The following is a 26,354-nucleotide window of genomic DNA, read 5'->3' as shown; positions in this document are numbered from 1 at the left end:
ACCCCACCCTGTGTGAGGCAGGCCCTAGACTCCCGCCTGTACCAGATCGTCGACAGTGACCGAGGAGCGAGGAACGGACGTGCCTGAACCAACGGTATCGACCGTAACCGTGCTCGCGGCGGACTACTTCCGGAGTTATTCGGTCGTCGGTCTGCTGGCCCTCCTCGGTGTGCTCTTCGTGGCCGTGGCCTTCGGCGCCGGACGCCTGTTGCGCCCCGTGGTCCCGACCCCCGAGAAGCTGCTGACGTACGAATGCGGAGTGGACCCGGTCGGCGAGGGCTGGGCGCACACCCAGGTCCGCTACTACGTCTACGCGTTCCTCTACGTCATCTTCGCCGTCGACTCGATCTTCCTGTTCCCGTGGGCGACGGTGTTCGCCGCCGCCGGTTACGGCGCCACGACGCTGGTGGAGATGTTCATCTTCCTGGGCTTCCTGGCCGTCGGCCTGCTCTATGCGTACAAGAAGGGCGTCCTCGAATGGACGTGACACCGGAGCCCGTGATGCTGCCGGAGCCCAAGCGCCTGGGAGTTCTCTCCCGGCTCGCCCCGGAACCGATGAAGGTGGTCCTGAACTGGGGCCGCCGGTACAGCCTGTGGGTCTTCAACTTCGGCCTGGCCTGCTGCGCGATCGAGTTCATCGCCGCGTCGATGGCCCGCCACGACTTCATCCGGCTCGGTGTGATCCCCTTCGCGCCGGGCCCCCGCCAGGCCGACCTGATGATCGTCTCGGGCACGGTCACGGACAAGATGGCGCCGGCCGTGAAGCGACTCTACGAGCAGATGCCGGAGCCGAAGTACGTCATCTCCTTCGGCGCCTGCTCCAACTGCGGCGGCCCGTACTGGGACTCGTACTCGGTGACGAAGGGCGTCGACCAGATCATCCCGGTCGACGTCTACGTACCCGGCTGCCCGCCGCGCCCGGAGGCGCTGCTCCAGGGAATCCTCAAGCTCCAGGAGAAGATCGCTCGCGAGTCCCTCGCGGACCGCTATGCGGCCGGCCCGTCCGTGGGTCAGCTCACCAGCGGCCTGGTCACGCCCCCGCCGGCCCCCGGGAGCGGCGCGTGAACCTCTACGACTCCCTTCCCGACGCGGCGGCGACGGTCTTCGGCGAGGAGGCCGTGGGCTCGTCCTCGTACGACGTCCTGACGGTCGACGTGCCGGTCGGCTCCTGGATCTCCTCCCTGGAGATCGCCCGGGACAAGCTGGGCTGCACCTACTTCGACTGGCTGAGCGCGGTGGACGAGCCGGGCACCGGCTTCCGCATCTGCGCGCACGTGGTCTCGCTGGAGAACCACCGCGTACGCCGCCTCCTGCTGCGCACGACGGTCCCGCACTCCGCCCCCTCCCTGCCGTCGGCCGTCGCCGTCTACGCGGGGGCCGAATGGCACGAGCGCGAGACGTACGAGATGTTCGGGATCGTCTTCACCGACCACCCCCACCTCGTCCACCTCCTCCTTCCGGAGAACTTCGAAGGGCACCCGCTGCGCAAGGACTTCGTCCTGGCCGCGCGCGTCGCCAAGGCCTGGCCCGGCGCCAAGGAGCCGGGAGAGGCCCACGATCCGAACGCACCGAAGCGCCGTCAGATGCTTCCGCCGGGCGTCCCGGACCCCAACGACTGGGGCCCGATGAAGGGCCAGCTCCCGCCGGCCCCGGCCCGTCCGGCCCGCACCCCGCGCGCCGCGGGCGCCGCAGGCGCGGCGGGTGCCGCCGCGCGCACCCCGCGCGAGGGCGCCCCGGTCCGCCGCACCCGCTCGGTGACCGAGGGCTCGGCCACCCAGGCCGCGGAGGCCGCGCCGGCCGCGCCGGAGACCCCGGCAGCCGGGCCCGCGTCCGAGACCCCGCCCCGCCCGCCCCGCCGTACGCGCTCGGTCTCGGAGGGCTCGGCCAGCCAGGCCGCGCCGGCCGCGCCGCAGACCCCGGCCGAGGCCGAGGCACCCGTGCCCGAAGCCGCACCCGGCTCCACCCGCCCGGCGGCAACCGGCTCGGACGCCCCCTGGCACAACCCGAAGCCGGCCTTCGAGGAACCGCAGCCCCCGGCCGCACCGGCCGCCCCGGCCACGCCGGCCACCCCGGACCAGGCCGAGACCCCGGAGCCGGAGCCGGACCCGGATCCGGAATCCGACCCCACCCCAGACGAAAAGGGAGGCGACGCGTGAACGACGTCCTCGACGTCGCGCTGCGACTCATCGTCGTCTTCGCCGTCTTCCTCGTGCTCCCGCTCGTGGTCGGGCAGACCGAGCACAAGGTGATGGCGCACATGCAGGGCCGCCTCGGCCCCATGTACGCCGGCGGCTTCCACGGCTGGGCCCAGCTCGTCGCCGACGGCGTGAAGTTCGCGCAGAAGGAAGACATCGTCCCGGCCAACGCCGACCGGCGGATCTTCCAGCTCGCCCCCGCCGTCGCCCTGCTCCCGTACCTCCTCGTCCTCCTCGCGATCCCGATCGGCCCGGGCGAGGGCGCGGTCGGCCAGGTCATCGACGCCGGCCTGTTCTTCGTACTCGCCGTCATGGGCGTCGGAGTCCTCGGCTCGCTCATGGCCGGCTGGGCCTCCGCGAACAAGTTCTCCCTGCTCGGCGGCCTGCGCACCGCCGCCCAGCTGCTCGCCTACGAGCTCCCCATGCTGCTGGCCGCCGCCTCCGTGGCGATGGCGGCCGGAACGGTCTCCCTCCCCGGCATCGTCGAGAGCTTCCAGTGGTGGTGGCTGCCCTGGCAGATCGTCGGCGCGCTCGTCTTCTTCACCGCCGGCCTCGCCGAACTGCAGCGGCCCCCCTTCGACATGCCCGTCGCCGACTCCGAGATCATCTTCGGCGCGTACACCGAGTACACCGGCCTGCGCTTCGCGCTGTTCCTGCTCGCCGAGTACGCCGGCATCGTCGTCCTCTGCGCCCTCACCACCGTCCTCTTCCTCGGCGGCTGGCAGGGGCCCTTCGGCGCCGACGGCCTCGGCTGGGTCTGGACCCTGCTCAAGACCGCGATCCTCGCCTTCGTCGTGATCTGGCTCCGCGTGAGCTACCCCCGGCTCCGTGAGGACCAGCTCCAGAAGCTCGCCTGGACCGCACTCATCCCGCTCGCGCTCGCCCAGATCGCGCTCACCGGCATCGTGAAGGTGGCGATCCAGTAATGCCCATCCCCGGATCCGGCCTGGCCAAGGGCCTCGCGGTCACGCTGCGGACGATGACGAAGCGGTCGCACACCGCCCAGTACCCCGAGGTCCAGCCCCAGCTCCCGCCGCGCAGCCGCGGGGTCATCGGGCTGTTCGAGGAGAACTGCACGGTCTGCATGCTCTGCGCCCGTGAGTGCCCCGACTGGTGCATCTACATCGACTCCCACAAGGAGACGGTCCCGGCCGCCGCCCCCGGTGGCCGCGAGCGCAGCCGCAACGTCCTCGACCGCTTCGCCATCGACTTCTCCCTCTGCATGTACTGCGGTATCTGCATCGAGGTGTGCCCCTTCGACGCCCTCTTCTGGTCGCCGGAGTTCGAGTACGCGGAGACCGACATCCACGAGCTGACCCACGAGCGCGACAAGCTGCGCGAGTGGATGTGGACGGTCCCGGCTCCGCCCGCCCTGGACCCGGCCGCCGAGGAGCCCAAGGAGATCGCCGCCGCCCGCAAGGCCGTGGAGAAGGCCGAGGCCGCCGCCGCGGCAGCCGCCGCTGCCGAAGCCGAAGCCGCCGGCGAGGCCGAAGCCACCCAGCCCCCGACCACCCCGGAGGGAGACGCGTGACCCCCGCCGTCACTCTCGCCGCAGCCGGAGGCCAGGGCTTCCTCTCCCCGAGCGGCGTCGAGATCGCCTTCGTCCTCGTCGGCCTCGCCACCCTCGGCGCGGCCCTCGTCACGGTCACCACCAAGCAGCTCGTGCACGCCGCCCTCTGGCTGGTCGTCGCGCTCGGCGGCATCGCCGTCGAGTACCTGCTGCTGACCGCCGAGTTCATCGCCTGGGTCCAGGTCCTGATCTACCTCGGCTCCGTGGTCGTCCTCCTCCTCTTCGGCCTGATGCTCACCAAGGCCCCCATCGGCCGCTCCCCGGACGCCGACTCCGGCAACCGCTGGATTGCGCTCTCCGTCGCCGTCGTCGCGGCCGTCTCACTCGTCTGGGTCGTCGTCGACGCCTTCCGCACGACCTGGATCGACCTCGACGGCCCGGTCCAGGGCTCCACGAAGGTCTCCGGCGAGATCCTCTTCCAGCACTGGGTGCTGCCCTTCGAAGCGCTCTCCGTCCTCCTCCTCGCTGCCCTGATCGGCGCCATCGTGCTGTCACGCAGGAACAGTTCCGCCGAAGACGGCGCTTCCACCGACAAGGGGCAGCGCTGATGCACCTCGCCTACCCCGCCGTGCTCGCGGCGCTGCTCTTCTGCACGGGCCTGTACGGAGTGCTCGCCCGCCGCAACGCCATCCTGGTCCTGATGTCCGTCGAGCTGATGCTCAACGCCGTCAACCTCAACCTGGTGGCCTTCGACGCCTGGCTGCGCGACGCCCTGCACGCCGGCCAGGCCCTCACCCTCTTCACCATCGCCATCGCCGCCGCCGAGATCGGCATCGGCCTCGCGATCGTGCTGATGGTCTACCGCAACCGGGGCACCTCGGACGTCGACCGGCTCCGCGACACCGCCGAGGGCCACGAGCCCACCCCGAACAACCAGAGCGAGGTCACCGCGTGAGCACCACGACCCTCGCCGTCCTGGTCCCCCTCCTGCCCTTCCTGGGCGCGGTCGCGGGACTGCTCTTCGGCCGCACCGCCCCCGGCTTCGTCCGGCCGCTCGCGATCCTGCCGACGCTGGCCGCCGCCGTACTGGCCGTGCTCGTCGCGATCCGGCAGGGCGGCGGCACGGCGATCAGCACCGCGACCGAGCTCACCCCGACCGGCTCGGTACCGATCGACCTCTCGCTCTACATCGACGGCTTCGCCGCGCTCGTCGCAATCCTGGTCGGGGTCGTCGCCACCTGCGTACAGCTCTACTCGACGGCGTACCTCCGTGAGGACCCGCGCTACCCGTCGTATGCCGCTCTCGTCTCACTGTTCACCTCCGCCATGCTGCTCGTCGTCTACTCCGGCGACCTGATGGTGCTGCTGGTCGGCTGGGAGGTCATGGGCATCTGCTCGTACTTCCTGGTCGGCCACTACTGGGAGACCGAGGCGGCCCGCTCCGCCTCCCTGAAGGCCTTCCTCGTCACCAAGCTCGGTGACGTCCCCTTCCTGATCGGCCTGTTCGCGCTCGCCACCGACGCCGGCTCCTTCCAGATCACCAAGATCCTGGGCACCGTCGCCGCGGGCGGGCTCGACCACCCGACGCTGATCGCGCTGCTCCTGCTCGCCGGAGTCGCGGGAAAGTCCGCGCAGTTCCCGCTGCACACCTGGCTCCCCGACGCCATGGCGGGCCCCACCCCGGTCTCCGCGCTGATCCACGCCGCGACGATGGTCGCCGCCGGTGTCTACTTCGTCGCCCGCCTCCTCCCGGTCTTCGCGGCCTCCCGCGCCGCGCTGGTGGTCATGGCCGTCATGGCGGCCGTCACGATGATCGGCTCCGGCCTCGCCGCCCTCGCCCAGGACGACATCAAGCGGGTGCTCGCCTACTCCACGGTCGGCCAGCTCGGCTACATGATCGGCGCCCTGGCCGTCGGCGACCGCGGCGCCGCCGTCTTCCACCTCCTGTCCCACGGCTTCTTCAAGGCACTGCTGTTCCTCGGCGCGGGCGTGATCATCCACGCCGCCGGTACGAACTCCCTGGCCGCCATGTCCCGTATGGACGGCCTGGCCAAGCGCATCCCCGACGCCTTCTGGACGATGACGCTCGCGCTGCTCGCGCTCGCCGCGATCCCGCCCTTCGCCGGCTTCTTCTCCAAGGAAGCCGTCCTCGTCGCCGCCGAGCACACCGCCACCGGCCACTCGGAGTTCGCCCCCAGCGCCGCCGGCTGGCTGGTCCTGATCGCCGGCCTGCTGACCGCCCTGCTCACCGCCGCCTACGCCACCCGGCTGTGGCTGATGGCCTTCCGCGGCCGGGGCGCCGCCGCCCCCGACCACGGCAAGGAGCCCGTCGCCATGACCGGCGTGCTGTGGCTGCTCGCGATCCCCACGATCGGCTTCGGCCTCGCGGCGGGCCCCCTCGCCGACTGGTTCGACGGCAGGGAACTCACCCCGACCCTGACCACCTCGCTCCTCGGCACCGGCGCCGCCGTCGTCGGAGCGCTGCTCACCTACGCCCTGTGGCAGCGCGCCACGGTCAAGGCCGTCGCAGCCGGTTACGGAGCCGGCCTGTCCGCGTCCGCCGCCGCTGCCGAATCCGCCGCCGAGACCCCCGAGGTCGCCGAGGTCACTCACGACCACCCCGCCGTCCCGGTCGGCTCGGCCCCCGACCCGGGCAAGGCGTTCCTCGGCCCGCTGCACCGCCACGCGGCCGACGGCTTCCACCTCGACGCCGTCTACGACCGGCTGTTCGTCCGCCCCGTCCGCGCGGCCGCCGGCCTGGTCCGCTTCCTCGACCGCGAGGTCGTGGACACGTACGTCAGCGGTGCCGGCAGCGGCACCCGGCTGCTCGGCAGCCTCGTACGCCGTGCCCAGACCGGCAACGTGCAGAGCTACCTGAGCGCCCTGCTCGCCGGCGCCGTGGTCCTGGCGATCGCCACCGCCGTCCTCGCCAACGTCAACGCCGGATCGTGAGCCGTGAGTCAGCCGTGATTGATATCAGCCCGTCCGTGATGCAGTTCCTTCTGGCGTTCATCGTGGCCGCACCGCTCCTCGGCGTGGCCGCGGCGCTCCTGCCGCCCCCGCCCGGACTCAAGGGCCGCAGCCCCGAACAGGCCGTCCTCCGCCACGGAGTGACCGTGACCGGCGTGATCCTCGCCGCGGCGATCGCCCTCACCCTGGGCTTCGACCACGACGCCCCGTCCCGCTTCCAGGCGACGACGGACATCAGCTGGATCCCGGCGCTGGACGTCCGGATCCACCTCGGTGTCGACGGCATCTCGCTCCCCCTCCTCCTGATGACCGCGCTGCTGTTCTTCCTGTGCGCGCTCTACAGCTACTTCAAGTTCCCCGAAGGACCCTCCCCGAAGGCCTTCGTCGCACTGCTTCTCGTCCTCGAGTCCGGCACCCTCGCGACCTTCGCCGTCCTCGACCTGCTGCTCTTCTTCCTCGCCTTCGAGATGGTCCTCATCCCGATGTACTTCCTCATCGCCCGCTGGGGCGGTGCTCAGCGGCAGGCAGCCGCCTGGAAGTTCATCCTCTACACCCTCCTCGGCTCCGTGGTCATGCTGCTCGGTCTGCTGCTGATCGGAGTGAAGAGCGGCACATTCGACATGGTGGCACTCGCCACTGACAACGGCCGCGAACTGTCCCACACCACCCAGCTCCTGGCCGTCCTCGCCATCGGCCTCGGCCTCGCCGTGAAGACCCCGATGTGGCCGCTGCACAGCTGGCTTCCGGACGCCCACACAGCCGCCCCCACCGTCGGCTCCGTCCTGCTGGCCGGAGTCCTGCTCAAGATGGGCACCTACGGGTTCGTCCGCATCCTGCTCCCCGTCACCCCCGACGGCATGGCCACCTTCGCCCCCTACCTGGGCGCCTTCGCCGCCGTCGGCATCGTCTACGGATCCCTCGCCTGCCTCGCGCTGGCCCGCAAGGGGAGCAAGGGCGACCTCAAGCGCCTCATCGCGTACTCCTCCGTCGGCCACATGGGCTTCGTGCTCCTCGGCATCGCGTCCATGACCCCGACCGGCGTCAACGGCGCGCTCTTCGCCAACATCGCCCACAGCCTGATCACGGGCCTGCTCTTCTTCCTGGTCGGCGCCCTCAAGGACCGCTACGGCACCGCCGACCTCGACACCCTCGCCGGGGCCACCGGCGCCGCCCTCTACGGCCGCGCCCCCCGCCTCGGCGCCCTCCTCGCCTTCGCCGCCGTTGCCTCCCTCGGCCTCCCCGGCCTGGCCGGGTTCTGGGGCGAGATGCTGGCCCTCTTCGGCGCGTTCGACCCCGCCGAGGGACTGTCCCGCCCCGCCTTCCTCACCTACACGGCCATCGGCGCGTTCGGCACCCTGCTCACCGCCGCCTACCTGCTGATCGTCGTACGACGCGTCTGCATGGGCGACCCCAAGGCCGGCCCGGAGCTCGCCGTCGCGGACATCCAGCACTACGAGTTCGCCGCCTGGACCCCGCTCGCCGCCCTCACCGTCCTCGCCGGCCTGTGGCCCGCGCTCCTCCTCGGCCTCACCGACCCGGCCGTCCAGAAGCTCCTCGCAGGAGGCAACGCATGACGGCCCTCACGGTCCTCGCCGCCGAGACCCCCAGCCTGGTCCAGGCCGTCGACTGGCTCGCCATCGCGCCCGTCGTGATCACCGCCGCCGTCGGCCTGATCGTCCTCGTCGCCGACCTCTTCGTACCGGAGCGTGCCAAGCCCGCCCTCGGCTGGATCTCCGTCGCCGGCCTCGCCGCCGCGACCGCCACCCTGCTGCCGCTGCGCGCCGGTGACCGCAGCACCTTCTGCCTCACCACCGACCCGGCCGCCTGCAGCTACGTCGCCGACCACTTCACGCTCGTCATCCAGTTCCTGGTACTGGCCGGCGCCCTGGTCACCGCCCTGCTGTCGGTCACCGCCGTCCGCGACGCGCGCATGCCCGCAGGCGAGTACTGGTTCCTGCTGCTCTCCTCCGCCGCCGGCGCGGCCCTGCTGCCCGCCTCCCGCGACCTCGCCACGCTGATCGTGGCCCTCGAAGTGGCCTCGCTGCCCGCCTTCGCCCTCGTCGGCATGCGCCGCGGCGACCGGCTCTCCTCCGAGGCCGCCCTCAAGTTCTTCCTCTCCTCCGTCACCGCCACCGCCGTGTCGCTGATGGGCGTCAGCTTCGTCTACGCGGCCACCGGCTCCCTGCACCTCACCCAGGTCGCCGACCGCCTCGAAGACGTCCCCGGGCAGCTCGACACCCTCGCCGTGGCCGGCGTCGCGCTCACCCTCGTCGGCTTCGCGTTCAAGACCGCGGCCGTCCCCTTCCACTTCTGGGTCCCCGACACCTACGTCGGCGCCCCCCTGCCGATCGCCGGGTACCTCTCGGTGATCGGCAAGGCCGTCGGTTTCACCGGCCTGATCCTCGTCACGGTGATCGCCTTCCCGGCGTACTCCGAGATCTGGGGCCCGGCACTGGCCGTCCTGGCCGCGCTCACCATGACCCTCGGCAACGCCGCCGCGCTGCGCCAGTCCGCGGACCGCCCGAACAGCGCCGTACGGCTGCTCGCCTGGTCCTCGGTCGGCCAGGCCGGCTACCTGCTGGTCCCGATCGCCGCGGCCGCGTACGCCGACCGCGACCAGATCGGCGCCACGGTCGCCTACGCCCTCATGTACGCCGTCGTGAACCTGGGCGCCTTCGCCGTGGCCGCGCTGGTCGCCCGTACGAAGCCGCTCAACCGGATCAGCGACTACCGGGGCCTCTATGCGGAGCGCCCGGCGGCCGCCCTCTCGCTGGCCTTCTTCCTGCTCTGCCTGGCCGGTCTGCCGCCGGGCATCATCGGCCTCTTCGCCAAGGTCACCGTCTTCCGGTCCGCGGTCGACGCGGGCCTGGCCTGGCTGGCCGTGATCATGGCCGTCAACGTGGTCATCGCCCTCTACTACTACCTGCGGTGGACCGCGCTCCTCTTCCGCGCGCCGGAGGCTGTCGAAGGTACCGAGGCCGCCGAGGGTCGCACGAAGGCCCCCTGGCCGGTCACGGCGGCCATCGCCGTCACCGCGGTCACAGCGGTCGTCCTCTCGGGCGCCCCGCAGCTCGTCCTGCGCGTCGCGTCGGGCAGCCTCTTCCCGCAGTGAGCCCGTACGCGTAACCCGTACGGACCAACGCCCGCCGCCGCCCCGCCGCCCCGGCCCCCGGGGTGGCGGCCCCCGCGTGCCCTGGGAACCTGACGCCCCCACCTCGCGTTGACCAGGAAGGGAGGGTCCACTGGACCGTAGACCCTCGCTTCGGGTCCCCCTGCCGCACCACTAGGAGGGCGTACCGTGCACCGCCGGCACAACGGGCTGAAGACCGCCGTACTCCTCGGAGGTCTGTCGGCACTCATCATCGTCATCGGAAGCTTCTTCGGCCGGGGCGGCCTGATCGTCGCCGTCGTGATCGCCCTCGGGACGAACGCTTACGCGTACTGGAACAGCGACAAGCTGGCTCTACGCGCGATGCGCGCCCGCCCCGTCAGCGAGTTCGAAGCCCCCGAGCTCTACCGCATGGTGCGCGAGCTCTCCACCTCAGCGCGCCAGCCCATGCCCCGCCTCTACATCTCACCCACCGAGGCCCCCAACGCCTTCGCCACCGGCCGCAACCCGCGCAACGCCGCTGTCTGCTGCACCGAGGGCATCCTGCGCATCCTCGACGAGCGCGAACTGCGCGGGGTCATCGGCCACGAGCTCAGCCACGTCTACAACCGGGACATCCTGATCTCGTCGGTCGCCGGCGCCCTCGCCTCGGTGATCATGTTCCTGGTGAACTTCGCCTGGCTGATACCGGTCGGTCGATCGAGCGACGACGAGGGGCCTGGCCTCTTCGGCATGCTCCTGATCATGATCCTGGGCCCGCTGGCCGCCTCCGTGATCCAACTGGCCATCAGCCGCTCGCGCGAGTACGAGGCCGATGCCTCCGGCGCCCAGCTCACCGGAGACCCGCTCGCCCTGGCCAGCGCCCTGCGCAAGCTGGACGCGGGCACCAAGCAGCTCCCGCTGCCCCCGGAGCCGCGGCTGGAAACCGCCAGCCACATGATGATCGCGAACCCGTTCCGCCCGGGCGAAGGGCTTTCTAAGATGTTCTCCACACACCCTCCGATGGCCGAGCGCATCGCCCGGCTCGAACAGATGGCAGGCCGCCGCCAATGAAGACAATCCTGAACATCATTTGGCTCATCCTCAGCGGCATCTGGCTGTTCCTGGGCTACGTCCTCGCGGGTGCCCTGCTCTGCATCACCATCATCGGCATCCCCTTCGGCATCGCCGCCTTCCGCATCGCGGTCTACGCCCTGTGGCCCTTCGGGTACACCACGGTCGAGCGCCACGACGCCGGCGCCCCGTCCTGCGTGGGCAACGTCCTGTGGCTGGTCCTGGCGGGCTGGTGGCTGGCCCTCGGCCACATCGTCACCGGCATCGCGCTGTGCATCACGATCATCGGCATCCCGTTCGGCATCGCCAACTTCAAGATGGTCCCGCTCTCCCTGCTCCCGCTGGGCCGCGAAATCGTCCCGACGGACGCCCCGTTCGCCTCCCGCTGACCTCGTTCGCCCTGTGGGGCGAGGCCGAGAACCACGACGACGAGCAGCTGTGGGCGCTGTGCGAGACGGCGGAGAACCTCTTCGCCGGCCCGCCGGCCCCCGTACGCAGGAGATACGAACTCCTCGGCTGCGCCCTCGGCGAAGCGGTCAACGGTCCCGGCGGGTACTTCGGGCGCTCGCTGGCCGGCGTCTCGGACGCCCTGTGCGGCGGCTTCGGGACAACCGCGCCCTTCATCCTGGTCTGGCGCGACCACGAGGTCGCCCGCCGCTGCCTGGGCGTGCAGCCACTGGCCGCCCGGCCCTCGGCCTTCCCCGAACTGCTCGCCTTCCTGCGCCAACGGCGCGTCGACGTCGTCCTCGACTGAGTTATCCACAGGCCGAGCGGGCTGTCAGTGGCGTGCGTCACCATGAACGCATGAACGAGACCGAGCAGTTGCTGGAGCAAGTCGCAGACCGCGTACGCGACTCCGCGTGCGGGCACGGAAGGGTCCTGCCCGCGCCGCTGGGCAGCGGGGAGATCGCCCGGGCCGAGGGCATACTCGGCTTCGCCCTGCCGCCGCTGCTCGCCGGGCTCTATACCCGCATCGGCGACGGCGGATTCGGCCCCGAACGCGGCCTGCTGCCGCTGCGTCAGACCGTCCGGACGTACGAGGCGCAGCGCCGGTCGGGGTGGCGCTGGCCCGAGGGCGTGCTGCCGATAGCCGACTTCGGCTGCGGCATGTACGTCTGCGTGGACTGCCGCTCCGAGACCGCTCAGGTCCCGCTGTTCGACCCGAATCCCGGGGAGCCGGACCTCGCCTGGTCCATCGACACCCCGAGTCTGGCGGGCTGGCTCCGCGGCTGGCTGGACGGCACCGCCTGGTTCTGCGAGGAGTCCGCCCTGGGCGAGGAGTCCGACCTGGAACTGGCGCCCTGGGACGAGTTCAGATCCCGGATCTGAACTGCCCGCGTACCCCGTAAACCAGCGCGCCGAGCGCCAGCACCGCCGCCCCCGCGACCGCCGACGCGAGGGGCAGCGCGCAGGCCAGCACCACACAGCCGGACAGCCCGACCACTGCCACGGCCCGGCCCTTGACACCTGAATCGAGAGTCCACGCGGAGGCGTTCGCGATCGCGTAGTAGGCCAGCACCCCGAAGGAGGAGAAACCGATCGCGCCCCGCAGATCGGTGGTGGCCGCGAGCACCGCCACCACCGCACCCACGGCCAGCTCCGCATGGTGCGGCACCTTGCGCCGGGGATGCACGGCGGCCAGCGTACGGGGGAGATGGCCGTCCCGGGCCATCGCCAGCATGGTCCGCGAGACCCCGAGTACGAGGGCGAGCAGCGAGCCCAGCGCGGCCAGGGCCGCACCCACCCGGACGACCGGGGTCAGTTCGGGCCAGCCGGCCGCCCGGACCGCGTCGGCCAGCGGGGCCGCCGCCCCTGCCAGCCCGTCGGTGCCGAGCACGGACAGAGCCGCCACCGTCACGAGGGCGTACACCAGCAGCGCGATCCCGAGCGCGAGCGGCACCGCCCGCGGGATCGTCCGCTCCGGGTCGCGCACCTCCTCGCCCAGGGTGGTGATCCGGGCGTAGCCCGCGAAGGCGAAGAACAGCAGCCCGGCACCCTGCAACAGCCCGACGGCACCCCAGTCCCCGGTGCCGAGCCGCCCGGCGTCGGCGACATCCGAAGACAGGCACGCCACGACCACCCCGGCCAGCACCGCCAGCACCGCCGCCACGATCAGCCGGGCGATCCGGGCGGACTTCTCCACGCCTCCGTAGTTCGCGGCGGTCAGCGCCACCACCGCCGCGACGGCCACGGCACGCTGCTGTCCCGGCCAGACGTACGCGCCGACCGTCAGGGCCATCGCCGCGCAGGAGGCCGTCTTGCCGACCACGAACCCCCAGCCGGCCAGATACCCCCAGAAGGGCCCGAGCCGCTCGCGCCCGTAGACATACGTGCCGCCGGAAGCCGGGTACCGGGCGGCGAGCCGCGCCGACGAGTGCGCGTTGCAGTAGGCCACCAGGGCCGCCAGCCCCAGAGCAGCCAGGAGCGCCCCGCCCGCCGCGCGGGCCGCCGGGGCGAGGGCGGCGAAGATACCGGCGCCGACCATCGCGCCGAGTCCGACCACGACGGCGTCGGAAACCCCCAGCGTGCGCTTCAATTCGTTGTCCACGGGCGGAGGGTAGCCGGGCTAGATGACGCCTTCCCGGCCGGGCATCGGCGTCCGCTGGCGCTCCCACCCCTCCAGGGCGGTCAGACAGGCGTGGTCGAGATGGCGCAGCCCGCTGAGGTCGAGTCGTACCGGCTTCCCGTGCGGCAGCGCGTCCAGGGCGTCGAGCAGCTTGGGCAGCCGCAGGAAGCTGGCGTTCCCCACGACCCGGAGGCACAGTTCCCCCTCCTCCAAGACCTCCTCGATGTGCACGTGTGAGGTCTCCCAGGCCGCCTTGGCGATGGCGAGCCCCAGGCCGATCAGCACTCCCTCGAAGAGATTGGTGACCACGATCGCGGAGGCGGTGACCAGCAACACCACCGCCTCACCCCGATGCGTCCGCCACAGCACGGCCACCGCCCGGGCCGGGAGCAGCTTCCATCCGGCGTGCAGCAGCACCCCGGCCAGCGCGGCGAGCGGCACGATCTCCAGCACCTGGGGGAAGGCCACGGCGAAGAGCAGCAGCCAGCCGCCGTGCAGCACCCGGGACGCCCGGGTACGGGCCCCGGCCTCCACATTCGCGGCGCTGCGCACGATGACAGCCGTCATCGGCAGCGCCCCGAGCAGCCCGCACACGGTGTTCCCCACACCCTGGGCCACGAGTTCCTGGTCGTAATCGGTCCGGGCCCCGTCGTGCAACCGGTCCACGGCGGCGGCGCTGAACAACGTCTCGGCGGAGGCGATCAGCGCCAGGGCGATCACGGTCCCGACCGCCCCGACGGACGCCAGCACGTCGAAGCCGCCCCATGCGGGCGGGGACACGGCGTCCAGTACCCCCGTCACCCGCACCTTCTCCACGGGCAGCCGCAGCAGGGCGGCCGCGGCGGTGGCGGCCGCCACCCCCACCAGCGCCCCGGGTACCAGGCGCAGCCGCGCCGGCACGCGGCGCCAGAACGACAGGACGGCGATGGTCCCGACGCCGAGCGCCACGGCGGCCCAGTCGGCCTGGGCGCCGAGTCCGTGCACCCCGCCCAGCTTGGCCAGGGTCTGCCCCGGAGCCTCCACCCCGCCCAGCGCGTAGAGCTGCCCGGAGATCAGCACGAGCCCGATCCCGGCCAGCATCCCGTGCACGACGGCGACGGAGATCGCCCGGAACCACCGCCCGAGCCGCAGCACCCCCATGCCCAGCTGCACCACCCCGGCGGCCAGCACCAGCACCCCGAGCGCGGGCAGACCGTACGCCTGCACCGCCTCGTAGACCAGCACGGTCAGCCCGGCCGCGGGCCCGCTGACCTGGAGGGAACTCCCCCGGAACCACCCGGTGACCAGCCCGCCGACCACCCCGGTGACGATCCCCAGCTCGGCCGGCACCCCGGAGGCGACCGCCACCCCCACGCACAGGGGTAACGCGACCAGCGCGACGACGACGGACGCTCCGAAGTCATCGCGAAACGTGCCGGCCCCAGGCATGCGAGAACCCCCTGCCACGCGGTGATGTGATGCCCCAGCGTGCTGGGCGCACTCATCGCCGCCCAAGTGCCCACAGGAGTCCGCAGTGGCGCATGCGCCGCTCACGCCCCGCACACACCTCCGCGCAACCGCCGCGGCCCGGCGGTCCGTGAGGACCGCCGGGCCGGCGTGCGGGCAGGTCTGGGACCTGGTTCAGCGGTAGTTCACGAACTGGATCGCGAAGTCCAGGTCCTTGCCCTTGAGTAGCGCCTGGACCTCCTGGAGGTCGTCGCGGCTCTTGGAGCTGACGCGCAGCTCCTCACCCTGGACCTGGGCCTTGACGCCCTTGGGACCCTCGTCCCGGATGATCTTCGCGACCTTCTTGGCGTTCTCCTGGGAGATGCCCTCCTCGATCGTGGCGAAGATCTTGTACTCCTTGCCGGACAGCTGCGGCTCGCCGGCGTCCAGCGCCTTGAGCGAGATCCCGCGCTTGACCAGCTTGGTCTCGAAGACGTCGAGGACGGCCTTGACGCGCTCCTCGGAGTTCGCCTCCATCAGGATCTTCTCGCCGGACCAGGCGATCGTGGCGCCGGTGCCCTTGAAGTCGTAGCGCTGCGAGAGTTCCTTGGCGGCCTGGTTGAGGGCGTTGTCGACCTCCTGCCGCTCGACCTTCGAGACGATGTCGAAACTGGAGTCGGCCATGTGCTGTGGCTCCTTGAAGTCGGGAGTGATGGCCCCTGAGGGCACGGCCGGACATCCCCGGTCCGCGCGGCAAAGCCTAGCCACCGCACCCACCCGCGGGGCTGATCAATCCGGTGGCGAAGCACCCCCGGTCATCAGGTATCGTTTACGTCGTTGCCAGGGAGCGCCGCCGTAAGGTGGAAAAAATGGCAGCAAATCTTGGCGGTGTGCCCGAGTGGCCAAAGGGAGCAGACTGTAAATCTGCCGGCTCAGCCTACCCAGGTTCGAACCCTGGCGCCGCCACGCGAAAGAAGCCCCTCTGATCTGCGGAAACGCAGGCAGGGGGGTTTCTTCGTCCTTTGTGCGTGCGGCGCAGTTCTTGGGTAAAGGGCGGTCCCGGCTCGGGTCGCGTGGCTAAGCTCGGTCCGGTTGTGGAGGGCTTCGGGGGAGGCGCTGGGTGGGGGCCGACGGGAACGACCGGTTGAAGCGGATCGGCCTGCTTCTGCTGTCCGCGCTGCTCGGTGGCGGCGTGTTCGTCCTGTCGATCCTCGCGGACGATGCCGAGGGCGTGCACAAGGTGCGCTGGACGGCGCTCGGCACGATCGTGGCGTGCGCCGTGGTGGCCGTGGCCGCGTACGAGAACCATCGCGCCGAGTCCGCCCGGCGCAAGACCCGCGAGCTGGCGGTGAAGGCGGTGGCCGATCTGGCGGTCACGTACAACCAGGCGCTGCTTCCCGTGACCCGGGAACTCGGGGGCCTCGCGGCCGAGTACGCCAAGGCCAATCAGCAGACCTCGCCACCGGTGTCGGGTACTCAGGCAGCGCACCGGGCAGTGATTCTGCAGGTGGTGCTGGACGGCGCCGTCAGTCTCACCGCGCCCTCCACGCCCGCACCGGCCAACCTCCCACGGGCGCGCAGCGCCTTCTACACCTGGGATCCGGTGGCCAACGTCTTCCGCCGCCAGGGCATCGCACACGGCGACCGGACCACGGAGATCAAGTCTCAGATCCCCTGGCAGAGCGACGCGTGCGGCGCGAAGATGCTCGCGATACTCCAGGCCGGCGGGCCGTTCTGGCGCGAGAACGAGGCGGATGGTGACGACATCAAGCTCGATGTGGCGGGGGCGGGCTACAAGGCGGTCATCGTCGCTCCGGTGCGGTCCAGAGACGTGCTCTTCGGCGTGCTGACAGTTGATGCACCCGAGTACGAGGACTTCACCAGGCCGCACCGGGATCTGATGGCTACGCTGGGCCATGTGCTGGCCGCTTCCCTCGTGCTGGACGGTCCTTGATGAGCGGTTTCGGAGTGTTCCGGCGGCTGCGTTTCTTCCGGCGAGGACGCCAGGAGCACATGGAGCAGACGGAGGGCTCCACCGTGCGCCCGTCCTCGGAAGATCCGGAGGAGATCGAGCGCGCAGCCCAGAGCAGACGCCTCGCACACATGCTGGAAGCAAGGGCCGACTGGCACGACGAGGCCGCGCGCATCGTGGACCGGCGGCTCGCTCTCGCCCGCGACGCGGCCTCATGGAACGTCGCGACCTTCGGCACCCTCACCCTGGCTTCCGCAGCTGCCGTGGCCACCCTGGTGCTGACCGGTTTCACCTGGTGGTTCCTGCTGCCCGCAGTGTTGGGTGTGATCACCTTGTGGCTGACCGTCCAGGCCGTGCGCCGCCTGCGGGTCCCTACTTCCTAGGTGGCGTCGGCGGGTGGGGTCTCCGTGAGGGCCGCCTGCCAGGACCAGGAGGTGCGGCGGGGGCGGCCGGGGAGGGCCAGGCGGCCCGCGGACCAGAGCAGTGCCTCCGTGGGCGGACCCTGCGGGGAGTCGGGGAAGAGGCGGGCCAGCACCGGCGCGGCGAGGCCGGGCGGCGGCAGCCACGGCAGGGCGAGCCCCTGGGCGATGTCGTACGTGTGGAGCAGCAGCTCCGCCACCCCCATCGCCGCGAAGCCCCCCGGATCGCAGGGCCCCCAGTGCCAGGCCCGGTCCGCCGGGTCGGCCGCCGTGATCGCCGCGCTGAGCAGGCGGGCGCTCGCCGACACCACCGTCAGCACCTCGGCCGGGGGAGTGCCCGGGCGTACCCGCAGGTCCAGCGGCAGGTAGTCCGACGGCGCGCGGGAGGCCACCTGTGCGGCGTACGCCGCCAGGTCGTGCGCGATGTGGGCCGCCGTCGTCCAGCAGGACCAATCGAGGGAACCGGCCGGCACCCCCCAGTCCATGCCACTGTGCGGGCCGAGGGCCGATACCGATTCGGCTGCCGCCCGTTCGACGTCCAGGCCGGTCATCGACCGCATCGTCGGGGTCTCCTGTTCGTTCACCTTGAGTGAAATGGACAACTGACATGCGGGGGAAAGTAGGCGGTGGGGTGCTCATCGCCCTGCTCGGCGCCGGGATTCCGGCCCTGGTCGGGGCAGCGCTCCACACGGACGTGGGGCAGCCCTACCAGGAGACCCGGCTGTACTTCGGCACCGACCGCTCCGACGGCGGCAGCCCGGTCGGGGAGCGGGAGTTCATGCGGTTCCTGGACCGCGAGATCACCCCCGCCTTCCCCGAGGGGCTGACGGTCCACGACGGGTACGGCCAGTGGCGGGGCCAGGACGGCAAGGTCGTCCGCGAGACCTCGTACGAAGTGGTGCTGCTGTACCCGGAGAAGGAGGCCGGCGAGCGCAGCGGGCGCATCGAGCGGATTCGCCAGGCGTACGAGGACCAGTACCAGCAGGACTCGGTCGGACGGTCCGACGACAAGCTGACCGCCGAATTCTGAGCGGGCGGGCGGGCGGGCTGGCGCGGGCGGGCCGACGCCCGCTCAGCGTCAGTTGCCCGCAACGTCCTTGACCGCAACCCCGACCGGCGTCGAACCGGAGACCAGCTCCAGGGTCAGGCCCGCCGTCGCCGGCGTCTCGACCAGTTCGGCGAGCACCGCCGCCACATCGTCGCGCGGGACGGACCCGCGGCCCGTCCGTACCTCCAGGCGGACCAGGCCCGTCCCCGCGTCGTCGACCAGCGAGCCGGGCCGCAGGATCGTCCACTCGAGGCCCAGGCGGGTCTGGACGTGCTCGTCGGCCTCGCCCTTCGCCCGGAGATAGGCGTCGAAGACCTCGTCGCCCTCGTGGTGTGCGTCCGCGCCCATCGAAGAGACCATCAGGAAACGCCGTACACGGGCCCGTTCGGCCGCGTCGGCGAACAGCACCGCCGCGCCCCGGTCCACGGTGTCCTTGCGCTCGACCCCGCTGCCCGGACCCGCGCCGGCGGCGAACACCGCCACGTCCGCGCCATGCAGGATGCCCGCCACGTGCTCCACCGAGGCCGACTCCAGATCGCACAGCACCGGTTCGGTGCCGGCCTCCCTGAGGTCGTCGCCCTGTGCCGGGTCGCGGATGATCCCCGCGACCTCGTACCCGCGCGCGGCGAGCAGTCGCTCCAGCCGCAGCGCGATCTGACCGTGTCCACCCGCGATGACGATGCGCATGACCCGACCGTACGACGAGCCGGGCGGCTACGCCCGCGAACGCCCGGCGAACCTTCAGGGTCCGGGCTCCGTACGGCCCTGCCGGGGCAGGTCCAGGGCCACGGCGACGGCCGAGTCGCAGTACTCCCGTACGGCACTCGTACGGGCTACCACCCGCCCGCGGTGGATCACGATCCTGCTGTACGCGAGGGACAGCACGCTCGCGATCCGGTCTCCGCGTACGGCGAGCAGCTCAGCCGGGAAACCGGCCTCCACCCGGACCTCCGGCAGGCCCATGGACTCCCGGGCGGCGGAGCTGATCGACTCGTAGGCCTCGCCCGGCCGCAGCCCGCCCTGGGAGGCCAGCAGGTACGCGGCCTCGAGGGGGTCGCCGCGGCCGACCGGGTTCCCGGCGTCCCGCAGGGCCCCGCTGCCGGCCGTGACCCGCACCCCGGCGGCACGCAGCAGCCGTACGGGGGCGGTGCGCAGGCCGCGGCGTTCCAGGGCCGCGCAGTCGCCCTGCGGGAGGCAGGTCACGCGCACCCCGGCCGCGGCCAGCTGGTCGGCGGCGCGGGCCGCCACGTCCAGCGGGAGCCGGGAGAGGCCGCCGCAGGGGCCGATGCTCACCCCGGGGCGAAGCCCGCCGGCCATCGCGGCGAGCCGGGCCAGGCGGCCGGGGTCGTCACCGTCCGTGTGCAGGTCCACCGGACAGCCGTGCTCGTCGGCGAGTTCCAGGACGGCTTCGAGGAACCCCGTCGGGTCGGGGTCCAGGTCGGGGCAGCCGCCGATCACGGACGCGCCCATCTTGACCGCGTCCCGCAGCATCGCGAGCCCGTCCGCGCCGGCCACCCCGGTCAGCAGCCGGGGCACGGCCACGGTGGTCAGGTCGGTGAGCCCGCGCAGGGAACGGCGGGCCTGGAGCACGGCCTCCATGGGGCCGAGGCCGTGCACGTCGCCGATCCGGACGTGTGAGCGCACGGCGGTGGCACCGTGGCCGAGCTGGAGCAGGGCGGCCTCGGTGGCCCGGCGCTGGACCTCGTCGGGGGTGTACGAGACGGGCCCCTCGCCGTCGGCGGTCAGGGCGGTGTCCCCGTGGGCGTGGGGCTCGGCGGGGGCGGGCAGCAGCAGGTACCCGCCGAGGTCCACCCGGGACAGAGCGGGGGCCGGGAGGCTGCCGGCGGTGCCGACGGCCTGGATCCGGCCGCCGCTGAGGCGGACGTCGACGGTCCGGCCGTCGGTCAGGCGCGCGCCGGCGAGCAGCAGGGTGGTGGCCTCGGCGTCGGCCGCGTGGCCGTGGGCGAGGGAATGGCCGTGCTGTTGGTCGTGGTGTTGGCCGTGGGGGTGGCCGTGATCGGGATCGTGATCGGGGAGGTGGCCGCGGCTGCGGGAGGGGCTCTGGGCGGGGCCGTGTGCGGGTCCGTGTCCTCCGCCCTCGCCGCGGCCGCTGCGCGGGGAGTGGAACGGCTCCTGCGGCTGGCTGTCGGACATCGCGCTCCTGCGGTGGCTCGGGCGGTCCTGGGCCGTGGCCGCGGCCCGCGGCCCAAGATCACGCAGCGTGCTCAGAGCCTAGGGCGCGGCGCACCCCGCTTCGGGGAAGAGCGCAATAGTCGTACCGGTGTGGTGCCCGTGCGCCGTAGCGCACGGGCGCGCGCCCCGTCGGGGTCAACCGGCCCCAAGCGGCCTCCGTACGAGCGTGATGGTGTGTGAGCCCGCACACATTGCGTGCCCAAAGTGGCTTGTGAGCCCTCGGTGAGCTGATCAAGAAAGGCGGCCCAACCCCCTCGGAGCCCGGTCCCCGCAAAGGATTTGGGCGATCGGCGGGCAACCGTGTAATGTCTTCATCGCTCGCCCCAATAGCTCAGTCGGTAGAGCGTCTCCATGGTAAGGAGAAGGTCTGCGGTTCGATTCCGCATTGGGGCTCTGGTGAGAGAGGTTCCCCGCCCTCGGGTGGGGAGTCGATCACATCAAAGCGGCGTAGCTCAGTCGGTAGAGCAAGCGGCTCATAATCGCTGTGTCACCGGTTCAAGTCCGGTCGCCGCTACACACAGTAGCCGATTGCGGGGTCGGTCTCCCGATCGGCTACTCTTTTATGCGTTCATCCGTCCCATAGTCCGTCAAGGAGCACTCACGTGGCTGCCACCGACGTCCGCCCGAAGATCACGCTGGCCTGCGTGGAGTGCAAGGAGCGGAACTACATCACCAAGAAGAACCGGCGTAACGACCCGGACCGTCTTGAGATGAAGAAGCACTGCCCGCGTTGCAACTCGCACACCGCGCACCGCGAGACCCGCTGACCCCAGCGAAGTCTCGTATAACAGGCACCGTCATGAGGTCGTCCCCTTCTTTGGGGGGCGGCCTTGTGTCGTTTCCGCCCCGCGCGCGTTCGCGGGCGGGCGCCTCTCGCCGCACCTGTCTTTCTGTCTTTCGTGTCCCTTCATCAGGAGGTAGTGAGTCATGGCTCTCGACCAGTCCTTCGTGGGGCGGAGTTACCCCCCCACCGATCCGTACGAGGTCGGCCGGGAGAAGATCCGCGAATTCGCGGTTGCCGTGGGTGACACCAATCCCGTGTACACCGACCCCGAAGCCGCCAAGGGGTACGGCTACCCCGATGTGATCGCTCCGCCGACTTTCGTGTTTGCGATCACTTTCGCGGCGGCGGGCCAGGTCGTCGAGGACCCGCAGCTGGGGCTGGACTACAGCCGCGTCGTGCACGGCGACCAGAAGTTCGCGTACTCGCGTCCCGTGCGGGCCGGTGACCGGCTCTCCGTGACCTCGACCATCGAGGCCGTGAAGTCCCTCGCGGGCAACGACATCATCGACATCCGCGGCGAGGTCCACGACGAGACCGGCGAGCACGTGGTGACGGCGTGGACGAAGCTCGTCTCCCGCGCCCCCGAGGAGGCCTGACATGGCAGCGCAGATCCAGTACGCGGACGTCGAGGTCGGCACCGAGCTGCCGGCGGCGTCCTTCCCCGTGACGCGTGCCACGCTGGTCCGTTACGCCGGCGCCTCGGGCGACTTCAACCCGATCCACTGGAACGAGAAGTTCGCCAAGGAGGTCGGACTGCCGGACGTGATCGCGCACGGCATGTTCACCATGGCCGAGGCGATCCGCGTGGTCACCGACTGGGCCGGCGACCCGGGCGCGGTGGTCGAGTACGGCGTGCGCTTCACCAAGCCGGTGGTGGTCCCGAACGACGACCAGGGCGGCCTGATCGAGGTCACGGCCAAGGTCGCGGCCAAGCTGGAGAACAACCGCGTCCGGGTCGACCTGACGGCGATGAGCGCGGGCCAGAAGGTGCTGGGCATGTCCCGCGCGGTGGTGGAGCTGGCCTGAGGGGGTGGGGGCGCCCCTGCTGGGGGGGCTTCGGGGGGCGCTAGCCGCTCGGGCCTCGGGCGGGATCAGGGGTGTACCCGGTGGCTTTCGGGGGTCGGGGTCTCGGCTGACCGGCATCAGGGAGGGTTTGGGGGTTTCCCGTCAGTCCCACTGTCTCCCCGGGGCGGGCCGGCCTGTAAAGGGCGCTCCTCCTTCGTCGTCGCGTCGCTTCGCGATGGCCTTCGGCCACCCTTGACAGACCGTCCCGCCCCGGAAAGACAGGACTGTCGGGAAGCCCCCAAACCCTCCCTGATCCCGAGCAACCGGCACCCCGACCCCCGAAGCCCCCGCCCCACCGCCCTGATCCCCCATCCCCGTCATCCCCCCGTCCCTGATCCCGCCCCCGCCCCCTTGCCTAGTTAGTGATTGAGCACTAACTTAGGACTCATGCCAAGGATGAGTGCAGAAGAGCGGCGCGAGAGCGTCATTCGGGCGGCGATGCATGAATTCGCCCGCGGTGGTTACTACGGGACCTCCACCGAGGCGATCGCCAAGCGGGTGGGTGTCTCGCAGCCGTACCTCTTCCGGCTCTTCCCGAACAAGCTCGCCATCTTCCTCGCCGCCGCCGAGCGCTGTCTGCGGGACACCCGCGAGGTCTTCGCCGTCGCCGCCGAGGGGCTGCAGGGTGAGGATGCCACGCACGCCATGGCGAACGCCTATACCCGGCTCATCGCCGAGGATCCCGACAAGCTCCAGATGCAGCTCCAGATGTACGTCACCGTCGCCGCCGCCGAGGCGGCCGGGGATCACGAGCTCGGCGAGCTCGTCCGCAAGGGCTGGATGGAGCTCTGGGACACGGTCAACGTGCCGTTCGGCGGGGACGTGAACGAGACCACGACCTTCATGGCGTACGGGATGCTGATCAACACCCTCGCCGCCATGGGCTTCCCGCCCGAGCACCGCGTCTGGGAGGGGCTGTACCCCTCGGCCCGCGCCAAGGGCCGTCTGGAGGCGTGAGGGCGCGCCGCCTGTCCGGCGGGTCACTCATGCCCACGAAAGTTAGTCAGCAATAACTAACAACCCTCAGGGGGAAATCGTGAACACCCACGTTGCGGACACCAAGCTCCGCGCGCCCGCCATCTGGGCCCTCGTCCTGACCGGCGTCGCCAGCTTCATGGCCGCCCTGGACAACCTCGTCGTCACCACCGCGCTGCCCGCCATCCGCGAAGACCTCGGCGGCCGGCTGGAGGACCTGGAGTGGACGGTGAACGCGTACACGCTCACCTTCGCCGTCCTCCTCATGTTCGGCGCCGCCCTCGGGGACCGCTTCGGGCGCCGCCGGCTGTTCGTCGCCGGCCTCGCGATCTTCACCGGCGCCTCCGCCGCGGCCGCCCTCTCGCCCGGCATCGACGCGCTCATCGCCGCCCGTGCGGTCCAGGGCGTCGGCGCCGCGATCATGATGCCGCTCACCCTGACCCTCCTCACCGCCGCGGTCCCGGCCGCCCGCCGCGGCATGGCCCTCGGCATCTACGGAGCCGTCACCGGCCTCGCCGTCGCCAGCGGCCCCCTCATCGGCGGCAGCCTGACCGAGCACATCTCCTGGCAGTGGATCTTCTGGCTGAACGTTCCGATAGGCCTGGCCCTGATCCCGCTCGCCCGGCTGCGGCTCGCCGAGTCCACCGCCCCCGGGTCCCGCCTCGACATCCCGGGCACCCTGCTCATCAGCGGCGGCCTGTTCGGCATCGTCTACGCCCTGGTCAACGCCAACTCCGAGGGCTGGACCAGCGCCCCCGTGCTCACCGGCCTGATCGCCGGAACCGCGCTCGTCGGCGGCTTCGTCCGCCACGGCTTCCGCAGCGCGAACCCGATGCTCCCCATGCGGCTCTTCCGCGACCGGGGCTTCCTGGGGATCAACCTGGCCAGCCTGCTGATGTTCCTGGGCATGTTCGGCTCGATCTTCCTGCTCAGCCAGTACCTCCAGGGCGTCGCCGGCTACTCGCCCACCGAGGCCGGCCTGCGCATGCTCCCCTGGACCGGCATGCCCATGCTCATCGCCCCCCTCGCGGGCATCCTCTCCGACCGCATCGGCGGCCGGCCCGTCGTCGCCGCCGGGCTGGCGTTCCAGGCCCTCGGCCTCGGCTGGTTCGCGGCGATCCTGACCACGGACGTCTCGTACGCGGCCCAGCTGCCGCCGCTGATCCTCAGCGGGATCGGCATGGCCCTCTACTTCGCCCCCGCCGCCAACGTGCTGATGTCCACGGTGGCCCCCGCCGACCAGGGCAAGGCCTCCGGCACCAACAACGCCCTGCGCGAGGTCGGCGGCGCCCTCGGTGTCGCCGTACTGGCCTCGGTCTTCTCCGCCCAGGGCGGCTACGAGTCCCCGCAGGCCTTCACCGACGGCACCGTCCCCGCCCTGTGGATCGGCGCCGGCGCGGTCGCCCTGGCCGCAGCGCTCGCCCTGCTGCTCCCGGGCCGGCCGAAGCCCTCCCGGGTTCCCGTCGCCGACGAGGTCATGACACGGGAGCCGCAGAAGGTCCCCGCGGCCCGCTGACCCCGCCCACACCCACCTCAAGAGCCAAGGAGTGCCCGCCATGCCCGACATCCCCTGGTCGACCCCCACCCAGGCAGCCCCCGACGCCGAGGTCTACGTCATGGCCTCCCGCTTCGAGACCGCCACCCTCGCCGGAGCCGTCCGGTTCTTCCTCAAGGCCCCCGGCATCATCGGCCAGATCCGCAAGGCCCCCGGCGCGCACGGCGTCGCCCTGCGGGCCCGCGTCTTCAGCCGGACCTTCCTCACCCTCTCGGCCTGGGAGGACCGCGACGCGCTCTACCGGTTCGCCCGCAGCGAGCCGCACCGCTCCAGCTCCCGGGCGGCCGCCGCCTTCATGAAGGAGTCCGCCTTCACCTTCTGGACCGTACGGGCCTGCGAGCTCCCCATCGGCTGGGCCGAGGCGGAGCGCCGTCTGGCCGAGCAGCGGACCGCCTACTGAGTCACGGTCCGTGGCCCCGCCGGGACGCGAGGGGCACGGACCGTACTCTTGTCCACGTGCAGGAACTCCACGACGCCCCCCTCGCCCCGCTGACCACCTTCCGTCTCGGTGGTCCCGCCGCCCGTCTGGTCACCGCGACCACCGACGCCGAGGTGGTCGCGGCCGTCCGTGCCGCGGACGGGCGCGGAACCCCGCTCCTGATCATCGGCGGCGGCAGCAACCTGGTCATCGGTGACCAGGGTTTCGACGGCACTGCCCTGCGCATCGCGACCACCGGCTTCACCCTGACCGGCACGACCCTGGAGCTCGCCGCGGGCGAGAACTGGAGCGACGCCGTCGCCCGCACCGTCGAGGCGGGCCTCGCCGGAATCGAGTGCCTCGCCGGAATTCCCGGCTCCGCGGGCGCCACCCCGATCCAGAACGTCGGTGCGTACGGCCAGGAGGTCTGCGACACCATCACCGAGGTCGTCGCCTACGACCGCACCCGCCGCGAGACGGTCACGCTGACCGCCGCCGAGTGCGCGTTCACGTACCGCAACAGCCTCTTCAAGCACCAGCCCGAGCGGTACGTCGTCCTGCGCGTGCGCTTCGCCCTGGAGGACGCCGGCGGGCTGTCCGCGCCGATCAAGTACCCCGAGACCGCCCGCGCCCTCGGCGTCGAGGCCGGCGACCGGGTCCCCGCCGCCACCGCCCGCGAGACCGTGCTGCGCCTGCGCGCCGGCAAGGGCATGGTCCTCGACCCCGCCGACCACGACACCTGGTCGGCCGGCTCCTTCTTCCACAACCCGATCCTGACCGACGAGGCCTACGCCGCCTTCCTCGCCCGCGCCCAGGACCGCCTCGGCCCCGACACCGCCCCGCCCGCCTACCCCGCGGGCGACGGCCGTACGAAGACCAGCGCGGCCTGGCTGATCGACAAGGCCGGTTTCACCAAGGGCTACGGCACCGGCCCCGCGCGCATCTCCACCAAGCACACGCTGGCCCTCACCAACCGCGGCGAGGCGACCACCGAGGACCTCCTCGCCCTGGCCCGCGAGGTCGTCGCGGGCGTCCACGCGGCCTTCGGCGTCACCCTGGTCAACGAACCGGTGACGGTCGGCGTCAGCATCTGAGGA

Annotated in this window: 30 protein-coding genes and 3 tRNA genes; 27 read left to right on the top strand and 6 right to left on the bottom strand. The window is 71.6% G+C overall.

Annotated features, from left to right (window positions below):
- The first annotated feature begins 79 nt into the window (after positions 1-79).
- The 14 genes from OHA89_RS16405 (at position 80) to OHA89_RS16340 (ending at position 12,166) form a co-directional block, all read left to right on the top strand.
- Positions 80-487 (top strand): NADH-quinone oxidoreductase subunit A, encoded by a 408-nt coding sequence (locus OHA89_RS16405; protein WP_069921479.1) that lies wholly within the window; start codon positions 80-82, stop codon positions 485-487.
- A complete protein-coding gene (locus tag OHA89_RS16400) occupies positions 478-1,065 on the top strand; it encodes an NADH-quinone oxidoreductase subunit B (RefSeq protein WP_215145627.1) in 588 nt (195 codons plus the stop codon). The genes OHA89_RS16405 and OHA89_RS16400 overlap by 10 nt, the downstream gene beginning before the upstream one ends.
- Positions 1,062-2,156, top strand: a complete 1,095-nt coding sequence (locus OHA89_RS16395) for an NADH-quinone oxidoreductase subunit C (RefSeq protein WP_406366475.1) — start codon at positions 1,062-1,064, stop codon at positions 2,154-2,156. The genes OHA89_RS16400 and OHA89_RS16395 overlap by 4 nt, the downstream gene beginning before the upstream one ends.
- Positions 2,153-3,121, top strand: coding sequence for a complex I subunit 1 family protein (locus tag OHA89_RS16390; protein ID WP_215144077.1), 969 nt, complete (start codon positions 2,153-2,155; stop codon positions 3,119-3,121). The genes OHA89_RS16395 and OHA89_RS16390 overlap by 4 nt, the downstream gene beginning before the upstream one ends.
- The gene (locus OHA89_RS16385; RefSeq protein ID WP_215144076.1) at positions 3,121-3,726 is read left to right on the top strand and encodes an NADH-quinone oxidoreductase subunit I; all 606 of its coding nucleotides are present in this window, start codon (positions 3,121-3,123) and stop codon (positions 3,724-3,726) included. Before OHA89_RS16390 ends, OHA89_RS16385 begins: the two co-directional genes overlap by 1 nt.
- Complete coding sequence (locus OHA89_RS16380) at positions 3,723-4,313, top strand: NADH-quinone oxidoreductase subunit J (protein WP_406366472.1); 591 nt, start codon at positions 3,723-3,725, stop codon at positions 4,311-4,313. The genes OHA89_RS16385 and OHA89_RS16380 overlap by 4 nt, the downstream gene beginning before the upstream one ends.
- On the top strand, positions 4,313-4,660 hold the full coding sequence (nuoK, locus tag OHA89_RS16375; RefSeq protein WP_406366471.1) for an NADH-quinone oxidoreductase subunit NuoK: 348 nt from the start codon (positions 4,313-4,315) through the stop codon (positions 4,658-4,660). Before OHA89_RS16380 ends, nuoK begins: the two co-directional genes overlap by 1 nt.
- Positions 4,657-6,657 (top strand): NADH-quinone oxidoreductase subunit L, encoded by a 2,001-nt coding sequence (locus OHA89_RS16370; protein WP_406366469.1) that lies wholly within the window; start codon positions 4,657-4,659, stop codon positions 6,655-6,657. The genes nuoK and OHA89_RS16370 overlap by 4 nt, the downstream gene beginning before the upstream one ends.
- Positions 6,658-6,695: 38 nt before the next feature.
- Positions 6,696-8,249, top strand: coding sequence for a NuoM family protein (locus OHA89_RS16365; protein WP_406368513.1), 1,554 nt, complete (start codon positions 6,696-6,698; stop codon positions 8,247-8,249).
- A complete protein-coding gene (locus OHA89_RS16360) occupies positions 8,246-9,787 on the top strand; it encodes an NADH-quinone oxidoreductase subunit N (protein ID WP_266608249.1) in 1,542 nt (513 codons plus the stop codon). The genes OHA89_RS16365 and OHA89_RS16360 overlap by 4 nt, the downstream gene beginning before the upstream one ends.
- 186 nt (positions 9,788-9,973) lie before the next feature.
- Positions 9,974-10,837 carry a zinc metalloprotease HtpX gene (gene htpX, locus OHA89_RS16355; protein WP_215144067.1) on the top strand — a complete coding sequence of 288 codons (864 nt, stop codon included), beginning with the start codon at positions 9,974-9,976 and terminating at the stop codon, positions 10,835-10,837.
- Positions 10,834-11,226, top strand: coding sequence for a YccF domain-containing protein (locus OHA89_RS16350; RefSeq protein ID WP_257554838.1), 393 nt, complete (start codon positions 10,834-10,836; stop codon positions 11,224-11,226). The genes htpX and OHA89_RS16350 overlap by 4 nt, the downstream gene beginning before the upstream one ends.
- Positions 11,109-11,591: a hypothetical protein gene (locus OHA89_RS16345; protein WP_266608245.1), complete on the top strand. Its 483-nt coding sequence runs from the start codon at positions 11,109-11,111 to the stop codon at positions 11,589-11,591. The genes OHA89_RS16350 and OHA89_RS16345 overlap by 118 nt, the downstream gene beginning before the upstream one ends.
- A gap of 50 nt (positions 11,592-11,641) precedes the next feature.
- Positions 11,642-12,166, top strand: coding sequence for an SMI1/KNR4 family protein (locus OHA89_RS16340; protein WP_406366468.1), 525 nt, complete (start codon positions 11,642-11,644; stop codon positions 12,164-12,166).
- Here OHA89_RS16340 and OHA89_RS16335 read toward each other — a convergent pair.
- The 3 genes from OHA89_RS16335 to OHA89_RS16325 form a co-directional block, all read right to left on the bottom strand.
- A complete protein-coding gene (locus tag OHA89_RS16335) occupies positions 12,150-13,385 on the bottom strand; it encodes an APC family permease (RefSeq protein ID WP_406366467.1) in 1,236 nt (411 codons plus the stop codon). The genes OHA89_RS16340 and OHA89_RS16335 overlap by 17 nt on opposite strands.
- Before the next feature lie 18 nt (positions 13,386-13,403).
- Complete coding sequence (locus OHA89_RS16330) at positions 13,404-14,831, bottom strand: SulP family inorganic anion transporter (protein ID WP_406366464.1); 1,428 nt, start codon at positions 14,829-14,831, stop codon at positions 13,404-13,406.
- Positions 14,832-15,023: 192 nt separating this feature from the next.
- On the bottom strand, positions 15,024-15,512 hold the full coding sequence (locus OHA89_RS16325) for a YajQ family cyclic di-GMP-binding protein (protein WP_030009008.1): 489 nt from the start codon (positions 15,510-15,512) through the stop codon (positions 15,024-15,026).
- A gap of 200 nt (positions 15,513-15,712) precedes the next feature.
- Here OHA89_RS16325 and OHA89_RS16320 point away from each other — a divergent pair.
- The 3 genes from OHA89_RS16320 to OHA89_RS16310 all read left to right on the top strand — a co-directional run bounded on the left by OHA89_RS16320 (position 15,713) and on the right by OHA89_RS16310 (position 17,183).
- A tRNA-Tyr gene (locus tag OHA89_RS16320) sits at positions 15,713-15,794 on the top strand.
- A 178-nt stretch (positions 15,795-15,972) separates the two neighbouring features.
- Positions 15,973-16,782, top strand: coding sequence for a GAF domain-containing protein (locus OHA89_RS16315; protein ID WP_406366462.1), 810 nt, complete (start codon positions 15,973-15,975; stop codon positions 16,780-16,782).
- A gap of 59 nt (positions 16,783-16,841) precedes the next feature.
- Entirely contained in the window at positions 16,842-17,183 is a 342-nt protein-coding gene (locus tag OHA89_RS16310) for a hypothetical protein (protein ID WP_266608236.1), read from the top strand.
- Here the strand turns inward: OHA89_RS16310 and OHA89_RS16305 are convergent.
- Positions 17,180-17,803 carry a maleylpyruvate isomerase N-terminal domain-containing protein gene (locus tag OHA89_RS16305; protein ID WP_406366461.1) on the bottom strand — a complete coding sequence of 208 codons (624 nt, stop codon included), beginning with the start codon at positions 17,801-17,803 and terminating at the stop codon, positions 17,180-17,182. The two genes, OHA89_RS16310 and OHA89_RS16305, sit on opposite strands and share 4 nt — an antisense overlap.
- A 23-nt stretch (positions 17,804-17,826) precedes the next feature.
- Between OHA89_RS16305 and OHA89_RS16300 the strand changes: the two genes are divergently transcribed.
- On the top strand, positions 17,827-18,249 hold the full coding sequence (locus OHA89_RS16300) for a DUF3574 domain-containing protein (protein WP_215144058.1): 423 nt from the start codon (positions 17,827-17,829) through the stop codon (positions 18,247-18,249).
- Positions 18,250-18,297: 48 nt separating this feature from the next.
- Here OHA89_RS16300 and OHA89_RS16295 read toward each other — a convergent pair whose 3' ends face one another.
- Complete coding sequence (locus OHA89_RS16295) at positions 18,298-18,954, bottom strand: SDR family oxidoreductase (RefSeq protein WP_266608233.1); 657 nt, start codon at positions 18,952-18,954, stop codon at positions 18,298-18,300.
- A 54-nt stretch (positions 18,955-19,008) separates the two neighbouring features.
- Positions 19,009-20,421: an amidohydrolase family protein gene (locus OHA89_RS16290; RefSeq protein ID WP_266608231.1), complete on the bottom strand. Its 1,413-nt coding sequence runs from the start codon at positions 20,419-20,421 to the stop codon at positions 19,009-19,011.
- A 359-nt stretch (positions 20,422-20,780) separates the two neighbouring features.
- Here OHA89_RS16290 and OHA89_RS16285 point away from each other — a divergent pair.
- The 9 genes from OHA89_RS16285 to OHA89_RS16245 all read left to right on the top strand — a co-directional run bounded on the left by OHA89_RS16285 (position 20,781) and on the right by OHA89_RS16245 (position 26,351).
- A tRNA-Thr gene (locus OHA89_RS16285) sits at positions 20,781-20,853 on the top strand.
- Positions 20,854-20,901: 48 nt separating this feature from the next.
- Positions 20,902-20,974 (top strand) — tRNA-Met (locus OHA89_RS16280).
- Between the two features lie 88 nt (positions 20,975-21,062).
- Positions 21,063-21,227 (top strand): 50S ribosomal protein L33, encoded by a 165-nt coding sequence (rpmG, locus tag OHA89_RS16275; protein WP_006604855.1) that lies wholly within the window; start codon positions 21,063-21,065, stop codon positions 21,225-21,227.
- Between the two features lie 160 nt (positions 21,228-21,387).
- The gene (locus tag OHA89_RS16270) at positions 21,388-21,840 is read left to right on the top strand and encodes a MaoC family dehydratase N-terminal domain-containing protein (protein ID WP_266608229.1); all 453 of its coding nucleotides are present in this window, start codon (positions 21,388-21,390) and stop codon (positions 21,838-21,840) included.
- A 1-nt stretch (position 21,841) separates the two neighbouring features.
- Positions 21,842-22,270: a MaoC family dehydratase gene (locus tag OHA89_RS16265; protein WP_215144053.1), complete on the top strand. Its 429-nt coding sequence runs from the start codon at positions 21,842-21,844 to the stop codon at positions 22,268-22,270.
- A 426-nt stretch (positions 22,271-22,696) separates the two neighbouring features.
- Positions 22,697-23,266, top strand: a complete 570-nt coding sequence (locus tag OHA89_RS16260) for a TetR/AcrR family transcriptional regulator (RefSeq protein ID WP_257554831.1) — start codon at positions 22,697-22,699, stop codon at positions 23,264-23,266.
- A gap of 79 nt (positions 23,267-23,345) precedes the next feature.
- Positions 23,346-24,800: an MFS transporter gene (locus tag OHA89_RS16255; RefSeq protein WP_266608224.1), complete on the top strand. Its 1,455-nt coding sequence runs from the start codon at positions 23,346-23,348 to the stop codon at positions 24,798-24,800.
- 40 nt (positions 24,801-24,840) lie between these two features.
- A complete protein-coding gene (locus OHA89_RS16250; RefSeq protein WP_215144047.1) occupies positions 24,841-25,239 on the top strand; it encodes a DUF3291 domain-containing protein in 399 nt (132 codons plus the stop codon).
- On the top strand, positions 25,236-26,351 hold the full coding sequence (locus OHA89_RS16245) for a UDP-N-acetylmuramate dehydrogenase (protein WP_406368511.1): 1,116 nt from the start codon (positions 25,236-25,238) through the stop codon (positions 26,349-26,351). Before OHA89_RS16250 ends, OHA89_RS16245 begins: the two co-directional genes overlap by 4 nt.
- Positions 26,352-26,354 lie beyond the last annotated feature (3 nt).

Source organism: Streptomyces sp. NBC_01546, from assembly GCF_045208355.1.
In the GTDB taxonomy this organism is placed as follows: Bacteria; Actinomycetota; Actinomycetes; order Streptomycetales; family Streptomycetaceae; genus Streptomyces.
This window is presented reverse-complemented; position numbering and strand designations above follow the sequence as displayed.

Bases quoted from the DNA above. Each gene is read 5' to 3' on its own strand.
- OHA89_RS16250 (WP_215144047.1), top strand. From the start codon at position 24,841: ATGCCCGACATCCCCTGGTCGACCCCCACCCAGGCAGCCCCCGACGCC.
- nuoK (WP_406366471.1), top strand. From the start codon at position 4,313: ATGCACCTCGCCTACCCCGCCGTGCTCGCGGCGCTGCTCTTCTGCACG.
- OHA89_RS16260 (WP_257554831.1), top strand. From the start codon at position 22,697: ATGCCAAGGATGAGTGCAGAAGAGCGGCGCGAGAGCGTCATTCGGGCG.
- OHA89_RS16365 (WP_406368513.1), top strand. From the start codon at position 6,696: ATGCAGTTCCTTCTGGCGTTCATCGTGGCCGCACCGCTCCTCGGCGTG.
- OHA89_RS16360 (WP_266608249.1), top strand. From the start codon at position 8,246: ATGACGGCCCTCACGGTCCTCGCCGCCGAGACCCCCAGCCTGGTCCAG.
- OHA89_RS16325 (WP_030009008.1), bottom strand. From the start codon at position 15,512: ATGGCCGACTCCAGTTTCGACATCGTCTCGAAGGTCGAGCGGCAGGAG.
- OHA89_RS16350 (WP_257554838.1), top strand. From the start codon at position 10,834: ATGAAGACAATCCTGAACATCATTTGGCTCATCCTCAGCGGCATCTGG.
- OHA89_RS16340 (WP_406366468.1), top strand. From the start codon at position 11,642: ATGAACGAGACCGAGCAGTTGCTGGAGCAAGTCGCAGACCGCGTACGC.
- OHA89_RS16290 (WP_266608231.1), bottom strand. From the start codon at position 20,421: ATGTCCGACAGCCAGCCGCAGGAGCCGTTCCACTCCCCGCGCAGCGGC.
- OHA89_RS16300 (WP_215144058.1), top strand. From the start codon at position 17,827: ATGCGGGGGAAAGTAGGCGGTGGGGTGCTCATCGCCCTGCTCGGCGCC.
- OHA89_RS16385 (WP_215144076.1), top strand. From the start codon at position 3,121: ATGCCCATCCCCGGATCCGGCCTGGCCAAGGGCCTCGCGGTCACGCTG.
- OHA89_RS16310 (WP_266608236.1), top strand. From the start codon at position 16,842: ATGGAGCAGACGGAGGGCTCCACCGTGCGCCCGTCCTCGGAAGATCCG.
- OHA89_RS16400 (WP_215145627.1), top strand. From the start codon at position 478: ATGGACGTGACACCGGAGCCCGTGATGCTGCCGGAGCCCAAGCGCCTG.
- OHA89_RS16330 (WP_406366464.1), bottom strand. From the start codon at position 14,831: ATGCCTGGGGCCGGCACGTTTCGCGATGACTTCGGAGCGTCCGTCGTC.
- OHA89_RS16265 (WP_215144053.1), top strand. From the start codon at position 21,842: ATGGCAGCGCAGATCCAGTACGCGGACGTCGAGGTCGGCACCGAGCTG.
- OHA89_RS16295 (WP_266608233.1), bottom strand. From the start codon at position 18,954: ATGCGCATCGTCATCGCGGGTGGACACGGTCAGATCGCGCTGCGGCTG.
- OHA89_RS16270 (WP_266608229.1), top strand. From the start codon at position 21,388: ATGGCTCTCGACCAGTCCTTCGTGGGGCGGAGTTACCCCCCCACCGAT.